The sequence below is a fragment of the Qipengyuania qiaonensis genome (genome assembly GCF_019711515.1).
Taxonomy (GTDB): Bacteria; Pseudomonadota; Alphaproteobacteria; order Sphingomonadales; family Sphingomonadaceae; genus Qipengyuania; species Qipengyuania qiaonensis.
Window position 1 is genome coordinate 1 of record NZ_JAIGNO010000019.1, and the last position, 13413, is coordinate 13413.

11 protein-coding genes are annotated in these 13413 nt (G+C 61.5%); 9 read left to right on the forward strand and 2 right to left on the reverse strand.

The features are described from left to right. Positions 1-168: 168 nt before the first annotated feature. Complete coding sequence (locus tag K3174_RS16090) at positions 169-2928, reverse strand: TonB-dependent receptor domain-containing protein (RefSeq protein ID WP_221560463.1); 2760 nt, start codon at positions 2926-2928, stop codon at positions 169-171. Between the two features lie 125 nt (positions 2929-3053). Next, a complete protein-coding gene (locus K3174_RS16095) occupies positions 3054-4631 on the reverse strand; it encodes a hypothetical protein (protein WP_221560464.1) in 1578 nt (525 codons plus the stop codon). Between the two features lie 269 nt (positions 4632-4900). On the opposite strand from K3174_RS16095, the gene K3174_RS16100 reads away from it, so the two are divergent. The 9 genes from K3174_RS16100 (at position 4901) to virB11 (ending at position 13215) form a co-directional block, all read left to right on the forward strand. Continuing rightward, positions 4901-5284 carry a hypothetical protein gene (locus tag K3174_RS16100; protein ID WP_221560465.1) on the forward strand — a complete coding sequence of 128 codons (384 nt, stop codon included), beginning with the start codon at positions 4901-4903 and terminating at the stop codon, positions 5282-5284. A 148-nt stretch (positions 5285-5432) separates the two neighbouring features. Then, positions 5433-6062, forward strand: coding sequence for a lytic transglycosylase domain-containing protein (locus K3174_RS16105; RefSeq protein ID WP_247712248.1), 630 nt, complete (start codon positions 5433-5435; stop codon positions 6060-6062). A gap of 4 nt (positions 6063-6066) precedes the next feature. After that, complete coding sequence (locus tag K3174_RS16110) at positions 6067-6366, forward strand: TrbC/VirB2 family protein (protein ID WP_221560466.1); 300 nt, start codon at positions 6067-6069, stop codon at positions 6364-6366. A gap of 1 nt (position 6367) precedes the next feature. After that, on the forward strand, positions 6368-6652 hold the full coding sequence (locus K3174_RS16115; RefSeq protein WP_221560467.1) for a VirB3 family type IV secretion system protein: 285 nt from the start codon (positions 6368-6370) through the stop codon (positions 6650-6652). A 15-nt stretch (positions 6653-6667) separates the two neighbouring features. Next, on the forward strand, positions 6668-9100 hold the full coding sequence (locus K3174_RS16120) for a VirB4 family type IV secretion/conjugal transfer ATPase (RefSeq protein WP_221560468.1): 2433 nt from the start codon (positions 6668-6670) through the stop codon (positions 9098-9100). After that, complete coding sequence (locus K3174_RS16125) at positions 9097-10272, forward strand: TrbL/VirB6 family protein (RefSeq protein ID WP_221560469.1); 1176 nt, start codon at positions 9097-9099, stop codon at positions 10270-10272. Before K3174_RS16120 ends, K3174_RS16125 begins: the two co-directional genes overlap by 4 nt. Continuing rightward, complete coding sequence (locus K3174_RS16130; protein WP_221560470.1) at positions 10269-11042, forward strand: TrbG/VirB9 family P-type conjugative transfer protein; 774 nt, start codon at positions 10269-10271, stop codon at positions 11040-11042. Before K3174_RS16125 ends, K3174_RS16130 begins: the two co-directional genes overlap by 4 nt. Positions 11043-11045: 3 nt before the next feature. Beyond that, positions 11046-12176: a TrbI/VirB10 family protein gene (locus K3174_RS16135; RefSeq protein WP_247712249.1), complete on the forward strand. Its 1131-nt coding sequence runs from the start codon at positions 11046-11048 to the stop codon at positions 12174-12176. Between the two features lie 13 nt (positions 12177-12189). Then, positions 12190-13215 carry a P-type DNA transfer ATPase VirB11 gene (gene virB11 / locus K3174_RS16140; protein WP_221560471.1) on the forward strand — a complete coding sequence of 342 codons (1026 nt, stop codon included), beginning with the start codon at positions 12190-12192 and terminating at the stop codon, positions 13213-13215. Positions 13216-13413 lie beyond the last annotated feature (198 nt).

Here is a 13413-nt window from a genome sequence, read left to right on the forward strand (position 1 = left end):
TACGCTTCATTCGTCCGTCTCCTTGTCGAACGCCGGACTCTACTTATCGCTGGAGGAAATCTAGGGGCTCAGACCAGGCCCGCTGAATTACAGTTGGGCCTCCCCACTTCCGGAGCAAAAAAAGGGCCGTCCGAAGACGGCCCTGTCGAGGGGAGAAGGTTGTTCGCCTTAGAACTCGGCGGAGAGCGATACCGCGAAACTGCGACCAACATCGTAGCTGTTGGTCTCGATGCGGGTCGTACCGTTGTCCTGGAACTCGATATTGTCGCGACCGGTGAGATTGCGCGCTTCGAACTTCACTTCCATGTCCGCGCCGCCCAGGGTAATTCCCTGCCGAACAACGAAGTCGAGAGTCAGGCCCGGATCTTCGACGATGTCAGGAAGCGTCAGTGCAGCACCGCGGCTGACAACGCGTTCGCTGGCGTAGTTTATCAGAAAGGTAACCTGACTGACCCGGTCGAGATCCTCCAGACCAAGCTGCAGGTTGACCAGGTGATCCGACTGGCCCGTCAGCGGAGCGCCATCGCGGAAGAAGTTCCTTGCCGGTTGAGGGGAGAACGGGAAGGGATCGACAACAACACTGTCATCGTCCGGAACCTGAAGTTCGGATTGCGTGTAAGTATAGTTGGCAATCGCCACGAAGCGCTTGCTGTCCCACCATTCGCCAAGATCGTACAGATCCTTGTTCCACTGCACTTCGGCTTCGGCCCCGTAGAGTTTGGCGGAAGGCGCGTTGGCAAAACGGAAAGTCTCTTCATTGTCGGTGAAGCTCGAGTAGATCTCGATGGGATTCTCGATATCCTTGTAGAAACCGGCAATGCTCGCACGACTTCCGGAACCCCAGTAGTATTCGAGCCGGGCTTCGTAGTTCGTGAGCTCGCTGTCGATCAGGCGCGGGTTCCCGTTGAACTGGCGGTTGTTTTCCGGATCGTAATAGGTCTGGAAGATGAGTTCACGGAACTGCGGACGAGCGATCGTCTTCGATGCGTTCACCCGGAACTGGAGGCTGTCTGCGATCTCCCAAGTGAGCGTAGCAGCCGGTAGCCAGTAGTCGTTCTCAAGCAGAGTCGAATTCGCCGAGCCACTGGGCAAACCGTCCAGGCCCAACGGAATAACCTTCTGGACCGCATCCTCATAGCGCACACCCAAGTCGAGCGAAACGCCTAGGATGGGTTCGATTCTCGTCTGCGCGTAGCCAGCCCAAATTTCGAGACCTGCCTCAAATGCGGGATCCGAGCCGGTGGTGTCGAAAATGGTGTAGCTGAACGGTCCTATGCCTCCCGCAGCTTGAGCGGCTGGGTCGTAACCCAGTTCGATCAATGCATCTCCGAGCAGGTTATCGGGCCGCAGGGCTCCGAATACCGTCGGAAAGCCGGTCGATGCGCGAATATCCAGTTCGCGGCGCGATGAGAGCCGATCGGTGTCATTATAGGCACCACCGATCGTCAGGCCGATCCAGTCGTTCAACTGGTAGCTGAGGTCGATGCCGCCATAATAGAGGTCTTCGGTCAGATCCGAAAAAGCCACGGTAGTCTGTCCACGCTGACCACCATCTTGGAGGTTCAGATAGATACTGTCCAAACCTTCGGTTGCGCCAAGGACCCTGGAATAGGTGAAATCCCACTCGTAGGGCGCCTCGCGCTGCGTCTGAGCATAACCGGCGCGCAGGTCTACCGACAGGTCACCGAACTCCAACTCGCCCGTGAACTGCGTGTCGAACAACTGACGCTCGAACCACGCCGTGCTCTGGGTCAGGTCGTCATCGTCGTCCTGAAGGTCGTTAGTCTGGGCTAGAGAGGCGCGCTTGAGGCTGTCGCGGATGAACAGATTGACGATCCGGAACCTGTGCTCGCCTACTTCGAGACCGAAGCCCAGCATGGCATTTGCCAGCACCCGGTTGTCGGTCACAAATTCCCTGGAATCTTCGCGCAGGTCTAGATCGGCGTTGATCGCAGACTGTGACGTGATGAAGCGATTGCGCCACTTGTTGCTGAGCGAAGCGGTTGCGATAATGCCGAAGCGGCCGTCCGAGAAGACATCGAAGCTAGTGCCCGCGGTGATTCCGGCCGACCAGTTGACCGGCAGATTGTCGGTGCTCTGGAGCAGGACCAGGTTGGGATCGCCGAGTTCCAGCAGGATAGAACGCTGATCGACATCTGGATCATCAATGGTCAAGCCACTGTCAAAGTAGTTCTGCAATTGCGGCCGGATCGTGCGGCGGCCATCGTCGAAACCGAACCAGTCGTAGCTCGAACCGTAATATGTATAGCCAGTGCCGAACGTCGTTTCGGTATCGCCACTGATCCCGCCGCTGATCTTGACGAAGCTTTCGTCGGGAACTGCGCGGGTAGTCAGGTTGATTACGCCGCCGCCGAATTCACCGGGATAGTTGGCCGAATAGGTCTTCTGAACAAGGCTGGACGCGATGACGCTGGTCGGAAAAATGTCGAGCGGCACGACGCGGCTCAGCGGCTGCGGCGAGGGCAGCGGAAGGCCGTTCAGAAGAGCGAGCGAGTAACGATCGCCCAGGCCACGAACATAGACCAGGCCATTGCCAGCGGTGGATAGACCGGTGACGCGATTCAACGCGCCGGCGATATCGCCTTCACCGGTACGGGCGATACTGGCGCTATCCAAGACCGAGACAACTTGCGAGGATGCGCGGGTAACATCCTGGCGTCGGCGGCCGGTGACGACGATTGCGCCGCCTGGCACGGAGATTTCCGGCTCCTCGAACTCTTCCTCCTGCGGCGTATCGTCGACGCCCTCGACCTGTTGCGCCGCTGCAGAGTCGGTCGCGGGATCTTCTTCGGCGGGAACGCCCTCAGCTCCAGTGCCTACGCCCGTGTCCTGAGCGAATGCAACGCCAGGAATGGTGAGTGCGGTGGTGAGCAGGAGCAGCGCGGTAAGCTGCTTGCCGGTCGACATGGTTCGAGACCCCCTCATGTTCAGGCCCTTAAAACTGTGCTGGAGCCCTGCGACGGCCCCTGTGCGAAAAGCGATGAAGGCCGCGGGACGCACGAAATTCGCGCGCCCCGCGGCCTACGTGCGGATCAGTAGATCGGCAGACTTGTGCAGTCGCTAACGTTGGCGTCGAAGGCCACCGTAGCCGAGTTACATGTCCAGCCCTGCACCCACGTGTCGTTACCCGGATAGGCTGCGCCGATGTTCGTCGGAAGCGTGAAGAACGGGTCCAGCGCAGTCGGATCGAACACGACTACGCCGTTCTCGTTCGTACCGTTGACGAAAGTCATGGTCAGCGTATTGGTAAAAGCAGCATTATTGTCCGAACCGACATTGAACTGCGTTTCGACATCCGCCGCGGTCGTGCTGGCACCGTCGCGGAAATCCGTCGCACAGTCGAGCACGAACGAGTTGAACACCACCGGACCGGCTTCGTCGATAGCGGCGTCGGCGGCTCGGCTCAGCGTTTCGGGGCTGTCTACGCGCAAACACGGAGTGCCAGCCGACTGGTCGACCAGAACCGAGTTGACGATCGTAAAGTCGGCGAAGCCGCGGATGCGAATGGCCTGGTCGCCCACGCCGCTGTTGGCGATGAAAGTGGCATTCGAGATCTTCGTGTTCTGGCGCGGGGCTTGTTCGTTGAATGTGTTGTCCGAGTCAGCTTCAATAATGCTGTCGCCAACGCCGGGGCGCTGGATGGCGATCACGTTCTGCATGTTGACCTTGACGCCGGTGTCGGTGTCGATGCTGTCGTCTTCTGCGCCAACGACAATCAGGTTGGAAATGTTGAACTGGCCACCGAAGAACTCAACGCCATCATCCGAGCTGTTGTAGCTCATGATATTGTTGATCGTCGTTCCCGAACCAACTCCGCCAGTCGTCAGTGACTGGAGTTCGTTGTCGCCCGAAAGGACAGAGCCCGAGTAACGGATCTGGACAAAAGTGACGCTGCCAGAGTTGTCGTCGGGAGTAGCCCCGCCGTAAATTGCGGGCTGAGCCGCACCTTCGACCTGACGCTCACAAGCGACCGTGCCGGGCGCTGCGCCGGGGGTGCTGCAATCGGTGATCGGCGCACGGCCGGAGAGAACCACACCGCCCCATTCGCCGGAAGTGTTCTCAGTCAGATTGACGCCTGTAACATTACGCGTTGCCGTGAAAATGATCGGTCGAGTATCAGTGCCGTTGGCCTGGATTGTATTACCACGATTGACGTTCAGGAAGCTTGAGCCGGAAGCAATGATTATTGCACCCGGTTCGATCGTCAGTTCGACATTGGTATCGTCCGCCGTGGCAGCCGGACCGCCATCGGTCCCGACATCCACGCGCCCGTTCATGCGGTAAACGAGACCCTCGACGAAAGGCAGAGTCGAACTCGTTCCGAAGACTGCGGGCAGAATGCAAACCCGATACTCGCCGGTCGGACCGGAGAGAGTACCGTCATCAGTCAGGCCAGCGGTGTCTGCGATGGTCGGGCATTCTGCTGCCGGGGTTACCGTGCCCGAAGTCGGCGTCGGCGTCGGCGTCGGCGTCGACGTCGGAGCCGGGGTGGCAGGCGGGTTGATTATGATGTCACCGCCGGTGCCCGGCGAGACGATTTCGTCGGCACCGCAGCTGGCGAGAGCCAGAGCCGAGCAGCCGAGGACGAGCGAACGATGAAAATTGGTCACGGGTAACGGTCCCCTCAAAAACCGGAATGAAACGAGTTGCGAATTCGTTGATCGCGACTCGCCAGCTAGGGACGCTCTGTGACAGTTTTTGTCCTTTCATGACCGTTATGTTGCAATACTGCCGATGAGTGCGACGAAACGAGTGGGTTTCCAAAAAAAATCGATCCGTGCGTTCAAAATTGCAGAAATATGACAATATTACAGTTTTGTTGCAGTTTGCGTGAAACCGGCTCATTGTGTGCGCCAAGACAGACATAGGGAGAGTTGTCATGGCAATCATCACCAGCATGGCTTTGGTCCTTCTTGCCAACGGGCCGATCGATGCGGTTGCAGGGCCGCAGGCTGAATTCGACATTGGTTACGAGGAGCTCGTCGCCAACGAGAACGACGCTGCCCGCAAAGCGATCGAGAATTGCGAGGAACTGGCCGAGGACGACCCGGCACGGCTGATCAATCATGGCATCGCCCTCGCGCGCACGGGCAACTACGAAGCAGCCCGAGTGCAGTTCGGAACTGTTGCTCAGGCACGCGACAGCGTCGAGCTGGAAACGGCAGACGGCGATTGGGTCGATTCCCGGCGCCTTGCGCGCAAGGCGCTGGCCATGCTCGATAAGGGCGAGTTCGCCCGTTACTACGCGCTTTCGCTCCGCTAGGTCTTCCGCGCGACGACCAGCCACCAGGCCCGCCTTCCTCGGGGAGGCGGGCTTTGCTTTTGCACGGTTCGGCAATTTGCCGCCATATTCAGCTTTGTGTCACTCTCCTGTCATGTAGTATGGCCAATGGGGCCCGACGGAGGGTGCAATGATTCTCGCACGCTTGGCGCTGGTCGCGGGATTGTCCTGCGCGGCGCTAGCCGCTTTCCCTGCGAAGGCGGATGTCATGGAGATTGATACGGACGGAGCGCGCTGGGTGACCGGCGGAAGCCCCGCGCCTGGTGCTGTGTCCACCGAACTGCTCTCCGCAGAACCGCCTGCCGAAGTTCCGACCGACATCTTCGTTCCCGACATTGCCGTTGCCGATCCGGGTGAGCACGCCCGCCTGGTTCCAGAAGGGTACAAGGCCAAGGTCGCGGAACTTTCCGCGCGCTTCGATCTCAGTCCGACCCTGATCGAAGCGCTGGTCTGGCAGGAGAGCCGCTGGCGGGCGAACGCGGTTTCCCCGGTGGGTGCGCGCGGTCTTGCCCAGTTGATGCCGGGCACGGCGCGAGAGCTGGGAGTCGATCCGAACGACCCGTTTGCCAATCTGGAGGGCGGCGCGCGCTATCTGCGCGAGCAGTTGGACCGGTTCGACGGCGATATCGAAAAGGCGCTCGCCGCATACAATGCCGGACCCGGTCGGGTCATCCGGGCCGGCGGCATTCCGCGCATCCGCGAAACCCAGCATTATGTGGCGGCCATCATGGGCCGTCTTTCCGATCACTCACGGGAGTAGTTACTTGAGTCGCAAGTTTATCGTTTTGGCAGCAATTGCCGCATTCCTGACGCCGAGCGCCGCTTTCGCCCAGGCCGCCGACCCGGCTGGATCCGGCCCGATCGTCGCCGCGCTCGGCTGGCTGCAGGGCACATTGCTGGGCAACGTCGCCACCGCAGTTGCGGTGATGGCAGTGGCCGCAGTCGGCTTCATGATGCTGACCGGTCGGCTAAACTGGCGTTTCGGCGCGACCGTCATCATCGGCGTATTCATCCTCTTCGGTGCGGCATCGATCGTCGCCGGTATCCAGGGCGTGGCTGCCTGATATGACGGTCTTGGTTCGCCATCCCGTCCACCGCGCGCTCACGCGTCCGCAGATGTTCGCGGGGGTGACATATAATTATTTCATCATCAACGGGATGGTGACGACCGAAGCATTCCTCATCACCGGTAGCTGGCTGGCGTTGCTGGTCTTTGCTGTAATGCACGGCATCGGCTATTTCGCCTGCCTGCGCGAACCACGCATTTTCGACCTGTGGATCACCAAGGTGTCCAAATGCCCACGGGTGAAGAACTACAAGCGCTGGGGCTGCAATTCCTATGCAGCCTGAGCGGAAAGGTATCGCATGACGACCAAGTGGAAGGGGGCAGCGGCCTGGAGCGCGAAGGAAGCGCGCGCGGGCGACCGCCTGCCCTATCTGCGCCTGATCGACGAGAGCACGCTGCTGCTGCGTGACGGTTCGGTCATGACCGCGATCCAGGTCCCCGGCCTGTTGTTCGAGACAGAGGACAGCGAGGCTCTGAACGCCCACGCGGCCACTCGGGAAGTCGTGCTTCGCTCGACACTCGATGCGCGTTTCGTGCTGTATCATCACGTGATCCGTCGGCGCGTCTCGGTCGAACTCGATGCCGAATTCCCCGATCCGATCAGCCGCCACATCGACGAACGGTGGCGCGAGCGATTGGGTTCGGGCCAGCTCTTCGTGAACGACCAGTTCATCACCCTGATACGCCGCCCCGCGCGCGGCAAAGCCGGCCTTGTCGAACGGGTGGTCAAGACCTTTCGTCGCAAGGGGCCCGAGCGGCTCGAGGCCGACCCCAAGGATCTGCGATCGCTGCGCGCCGCCTCGCAAGGCCTCGTCGCCGCGCTTCAGGCCTATGGGGCGACCCCACTTGCGGATTATGTCGGGCCGCAGGGGCATGCGAACTCGGAAATGCTCGAACTGCTGAGCGCGCTTTACAATGGCGAGATGCGTCCGGTTCGCAAGCCCTCCGACGATGTCGATCTGGGCCACATGCTGCCTTATCGCCGGGTCAGTTTCGGCCTCGATGCTATCGAGATGCGCGGTTCGGGATCGCCCGATTTCGGCGCCATTCTCGGCCTCAAGGATTATCCGGAAGCCACGAGCCCGGGCCTGCTCGACAGCCTGCTGCGCCTGCCGTTCGAAATGGTGGTGAGCGAAAGCTATGCCCCGACCGAGCGCCAGACAGCGCGCGAGCGCATGGATCTCGCCATCCGCCGCCTGAAATCGGCCGACGAGGAAGCGGCTGCCGAACGCGCCGACATGATGGCTGCGCGCGATGCGCTGGGCAACGGCGCGGTCGGTTTCGGCGATCATCATCTGACCGTCATGGTGAAGGAGCGCGACCTTGGCCGGCTCGACGACGCGATGGCCGCCTGCGCTGCAGCTCTGGCCGATACAGGCGCGATCGCTGTGCGCGAGGATACCAATCTTGAACCCGCTTTCTGGGGCCAGTTCCCCGGCAATGAAGGCTATCTCGTCCGCCGCGCGCTGATTTCCAGCGCGAACATGGCGAGCTTCGGCTCGCTCCACGGCTTCGCGCTCGGCCAGGCGCAGGGCAATCACTGGGGCGAGGCCGTGACGCTGCTGGAGACCACCAGCGCGACCCCGTTCTTCTTCAATTTCCATCACGGCGACCTCGGCAATTTCTCGGTCATCGGACCTTCGGGTTCGGGAAAGACCGTGGTGATGAACTTCCTTGCTGCTCAAGCGCAGAAGTTCGCGCCCCGCACGATCCTGTTCGACAAGGATCGCGGTGCCGAACTGTTCGTGCGTGGGATCGGCGGTCGCTACGACAGCATCCGTGCGGGCGAGCCCACCGGCTTCAACCCGCTCGCGCTGCCCGATACGCCGGGCAACAAGGCCTTTCTGCGCGACTGGCTCGGCGTCCTCCTCAAGGCCGAGGGGCCGGAAGAAGAGCAGACGATCGCGGGAGCTGTCGATGCGGCCTATGCCAACGATGCAAGTCTGCGCCGCCTGCGTCATTTCAAGGAATTGCTTTCGGGCAGCCGCCGCCCGCAGCCCGGCGACCTTGCAGACCGGCTCGGTGCATGGATCGGCGAGGGCGAGAACGCGTGGCTGTTCGACAATGCCGAGGACAAGCTCGACCTGACGAGCCGCGTGCTCGGCTTCGACATGACCGCGCTGCTCGAGAATCCCAAGCTGCGTACGCCGACCATGATGTATCTCTTCCACCGGATCGAGGAACGTCTGGACGGCAAGCCCACGATGATCCTCATCGACGAGGGCTGGAAGGCACTGGACGACGAAGTTTTCGCCGCGCGTATCCGTGACTGGCTCAAGACCTTGCGTAAGCGCAACGCGCTGGTCGGATTTGCTACGCAATCGGCCCGAGATGCGCTGGAGAGCCGTATTTCTACCGCATTGGTCGAGCAGACAGCGACCATGGTGTTCATGCCCAACTCGCGTGCCCGTCCCGAGGACTATTGCGACGGTTTCGGGCTGACCGAGCACGAACTCGCATTGATCCGCACGCTGCCGGCGCATAGCCGTTGCTTCCTGGTGCGCCAGCCCGACGCCAGTGTCGTGGTGCGGCTCGACTTGTCGGGTGCGCCCGAAGTGCTGACTCTGCTGTCGGGCCGTGAAAGCTCGGTCCGCCGTCTCGATCTGCTGCGTGAAGCGCTGGGCGATGCGCCCAGCGAATGGTTCCCCGCGCTGACCGGCACAAAGTGGCCGGGCGGTGCGAACGACGAAGGGGAGGTCGGGGTCGAAGCCCTCGGCCTTGCCGCGGAATGAGCGTCAATTGCCAGCAGGCTGCCGAGCAGGTCGGTAACGGGGTCGCCGCTGCGTTGAGGGGCGTAGACTGCGTTGCGGGCGAAGCAAGTGCGGCTGCATTCAATCGTCTGTTTGCATCGGGTGGACAGCTCAGCATGGTGCTGACGCTCGTCCTGACCCTGTTTATCGCGCTGTTCGCGTTTGCGCTGCTGACGGGTCGCACCAACATCGGTGTGCGCAGCCTCGTGCCTCGGATGATGACGCTTGGCCTGGTGCTTACCTTCGCGACCAGTTGGATCGCATATCAGAGCGTCGTGTGGAATCTTGCGGTGCTCACGCCCGACTATCTTGCCGGCATACTGACCGGCTCGGAAGGTTCGGCCACCACTACTTTCGCGCAAAAGATCGATGTTGTCTTTATGGCCATTCAAGAGGCGAGCGGGGGAAATGAAGAGTTCTCCGCTTTCTCCCCCGAAGGCATGATGTGGCTTGGCGCCATGCTGTTCATGCTCGGCACGGTCGGCCTGCTCGTGACGACCAAGATCGCGCTCGGTGTTCTTGTCGCGCTCGGGCCGCTATTCGTGGTCATGGCACTGTTCAACGGCACGCGCGGTCTTTTCACGGGCTGGATCAAAGGTCTGACCATGTGCGCTCTGGCGCCGTTGTTCGCGGTACTCGGTGGCAGCGTGATGCTCGAACTTGCCGTGCCGATACTTGGCGCGCTGACCGCGATACCCGGACAGGTCGATCCACAGGCTGCCATGGCCTTTTTCATGATTGGCGCGGTGCATGTCGCGCTGATGATACTGGTGCTCAAGGTAGCAGGTGCGATGGTCGCAGGCTGGACCGTCTTCGGTCTGGTGCCTGACAAAGAAGAGAAGTCTTCGCAGGCACCCGCGCCGCAACAGGTGGCCCCGGCTGCCGCTCTCGCGCAGGCACAGGCCGCCAATCAGGTAAGTTCGCAGGCACGCAAGATCGACGTCTCTGCCGTACCGACCGCCTATGCGGCTAATGACGGCGGTGAGCCCGGAGGAAGCGGCGGCGCGCGAGTGACCAAGGTCTACGCGACGTCTTCAGCTTCGGGTCAGCAATCGATCGCTAGCAAAGCCAGGGTGCGGGGTTCCGGCATCGGCAGCCGGTTCAAGTCTGCGGCGCCCAAAGCTCTCGACCGTTCCATGGAGAAACACGCATGACCCGCGCGATAATTCCCGCGCTCGCTCTCGCCCTTCTGGCCACGCCAGCGGTGGCACAGGATTCACGCCTCGTCGAAGTGATGTATGACGAGGCCAAAGTGACTCGCATCGAAGGTCGGGTATCGGTTCAGGCCAGCATCATGTTTGCCGACGACGAGGTAATCGAGAACGTTGCCATCGGCGATAGCGCCACCTGGCAAGTTACCCCGAACAAGCGCGCCAACATTCTGTTCGTAAAGCCGCTCGAGGCGCGCGCGTCGACCAATCTCACGGTTGTGACGAGCAAGCGGACCTATTTGTTCGATCTGGTTGCCAGCCCCACCGCCAAGCCGCTTTATCTGATGCGCTTCGCTTATCCGGACGAACCGGAGGAAGAAAAAGAAGTGCAACTGGCGGCTGCTCCCAATGCCGTGGAGCAGCAGGCTGCGAACGATCCCTATGCGGTGGTCGATCCGGCAGATCTCAATTTCGCCTGGAATGCTTCTGGCGATCCGGAACTGCTGCCCGAGAATACTTATGACGATGGCACAGCGACATTCTTGACCTGGCCTGATGGCAAGGATGTTCCGGCGATCCTCGTGACCAATAGCGAGGGCGTCGAAGGCCCAGTCAATTTCACCGTCCGCGGCGGTACGATTGTTGTCGACGGCGTTCCGCGCACGATCGTTTTGCGCTCGGGCAAGGATAGTGCTCAACTTATCAATACCGGGCCCGAACGGCCCGCTGCCAATGCGACCGGAAACCCCGCTCTCGCCTCGAAAGGGAGGTAAACGATGCGTCTTGCAATGCGACTGCCCGAAAAGAAGTCGGGCAACAACGGGATCGCCAACGATGTCGATCCCCGGGACGATACCGACGCCGAGATCATCGATCTGGCGCAGCGGAATGCTTTTCCGGCCGTGGCGCGCCCCGCGGGCAAGTCCGATGCCATGGGCATGGTGGCGGGTATCGCCATCGTTGCCGGTCTTGGGCTCGTGACGCTGTGGAGCATGAATTCGGCACGCGTCGCGCCGCCCGAGGGCATCGGCGGTCAACAGGCCCCGGTCGAGGTTGTACCCGCGGTTCCGCCCGAAGCCATCATCCCGGCAACGCCAGCGCAGCCCGCAGTCGCACCCGCCGCACAGCCGGATCCCGCGCCGCAGCCGGTCCTTGCCGCGCAGCCGCAGCCGGGGCTCGCGACAAACCCTTACGCCAACCCGACAGTGGTCTTCGACGCGGGTAACTCGCCCGCTACGCTTGCCATTGCAGAACCTGGGGCCGTCGCCGAGGCAGCCGCTTCGGCTGCGACAGGTAATTCCGCGAACGATTTCGCCAGCCGCATTGGCGGTGTCGGCGGTGCGCCGGCTCAGGCCAAGGCGATGGTCAATCCGACCACCACGGTCACCCAAGGCACACTCATACCGGCAATCCTGGAGACCGCCATCGATACCAACGTACCGGGTTATGTGCGTGCTGTGGTGAGTCAGGACGTTCGGAGCTTCGATGGTACCAAAATACTTGTTCCGCGCTCCAGCCGTCTGATCGGCCAGTACCAGTCCGGACTCCAGAACGGACAGAAGCGTGCCTACGTGATCTGGACGCGGCTGATCCGTCCCGACGGGGCATCGGTCAACCTTGCATCGCCAGCCGTCGGTTTCGATGGAACGACGGGATTGGCAGGCAAGGTGTCGGGCGCCGGCTTCTTCAAGCGCTTTGGCTCGGCCATGCTGCTGTCGGTTGTCGGCGGTATCGGCTCGCTCGCAACCGGAGGCGCGGCAGGCGTATTGATCGGCGGTGCGAGTTCCTCGGCGGCGGCGACCGCCGCGCAGCAGGATGGGCAGCGCGGCCCCACGGTACGCGTGCGGCAGGGCGAGCCGATCCGCATCTTCACTGCGCGCGATCTGGACTTTTCCTCGGTCAGCTGAGCCACACAGTCCTGTGAGCGCCGACATTCATCCGTTTCATCCGGAAGACCATCCGGAAGAAGACGCGCCGCCCGTCGATTTGCATGGCGAGCGAAGTGTCTATCTCGACGCCTATCTCGCACCGTTCAGCGAATGGCTTCATCGCGACACGGTGACGGAAATCCTTGTCAACAAGCCGGGCGAGGTCTGGGTTGAGGATGCCGCCGCCGGAGGGATGCAACGCATTGCGCGGCCCGATATCGACGATCGGCTGGTCCAGCGCCTCGCCGAACAGGTGGCGCGCGTAAGCCACCAGGGTATCAATCGCGAACACCCGCTTCTGGGTGCGACCCTGCCCGGCGGCGCACGTGTGCAGTTTTGTGGTCCACCTGCCGCGCGCAAGCACTGGGCGATGGCGATCCGTCGCCACCGTCGGCTGGATCTGCCGCTCGATGCCTACGACACAGGCCCGCTTGTGCCCCAGCAACGAGGTTCCATGCCCGATGCACAGGCAGAGCCGGTTGCTTTTCTTCGGGAGGCCATTCGTCAGCGCCGTACCATCCTGGTCTCGGGCGGCACCAGCACCGGTAAGACGACCTTTCTCAATGCGATGCTTGGCGAAATTCCAAAGCAAGAGCGCGTGGTGCTGGTCGAGGACACGCCGGAACTCAAACTTCCCGGCAAGAACGGCGTCGGGCTGGTGGCGGTGAAGGGCGAACTGGGCGAGGCCAAAGTGACCGCGAACGAACTGCTTCAGGCGGCGCTTCGCCTGCGCCCAGACCGGATCGTGCTGGGCGAATTGCGCGGCGCGGAGAGCGTCAGCTTCCTGCGTGCGATCAATACCGGCCATCCGGGTAGCTTTTCGACCATCCATGCCAACAGCTTACGCGGCGCACTGGAACAGCTTTCGTTGATGGTCATGCAGACGGGAATCGGGCTCACCCGAACCGATACGATTGCGTATGCGGCAAGCGTGATCGACGTGATTGTGCAACTAGGACGGGACGGATCGGGCAAGCGCGGCATCGCACAGATCGCTGAAAGCAACTCGCTGGTCTGATCTGCGCATATTTGGCGCGATCTCAAAAAGTCTCCCGTTCCGTAGCGTCAATTGCGCGTGCCGCTGAGGCGATCGGATAATACTTGCTAAAATTTGTGGTTCATTGCGCAACAATAATGCGCAAACTCTTGCGTGCATACGAATGTGTGGTAGCTTTGATCTCGTAGGCCGCGACAGACGGCCACACGGAGAGGAGAG

What these genes read in the sequence shown, in the direction of transcription:
- K3174_RS16130 (WP_221560470.1), top strand. Translation starts at nt 10,269, where the DNA reads ATGACCCGCGCGATAATTCCCGCGCTCGCTCTCGCCCTTCTGGCCACG.
- K3174_RS16120 (WP_221560468.1), top strand. Translation starts at nt 6,668, where the DNA reads ATGACGACCAAGTGGAAGGGGGCAGCGGCCTGGAGCGCGAAGGAAGCG.
- K3174_RS16105 (WP_247712248.1), top strand. Translation starts at nt 5,433, where the DNA reads ATGATTCTCGCACGCTTGGCGCTGGTCGCGGGATTGTCCTGCGCGGCG.
- K3174_RS16100 (WP_221560465.1), top strand. Translation starts at nt 4,901, where the DNA reads ATGGCAATCATCACCAGCATGGCTTTGGTCCTTCTTGCCAACGGGCCG.
- K3174_RS16125 (WP_221560469.1), top strand. Translation starts at nt 9,097, where the DNA reads ATGAGCGTCAATTGCCAGCAGGCTGCCGAGCAGGTCGGTAACGGGGTC.
- K3174_RS16090 (WP_221560463.1), bottom strand. Translation starts at nt 2,928, where the DNA reads ATGTCGACCGGCAAGCAGCTTACCGCGCTGCTCCTGCTCACCACCGCA.
- K3174_RS16135 (WP_247712249.1), top strand. Translation starts at nt 11,046, where the DNA reads ATGCGTCTTGCAATGCGACTGCCCGAAAAGAAGTCGGGCAACAACGGG.
- K3174_RS16115 (WP_221560467.1), top strand. Translation starts at nt 6,368, where the DNA reads ATGACGGTCTTGGTTCGCCATCCCGTCCACCGCGCGCTCACGCGTCCG.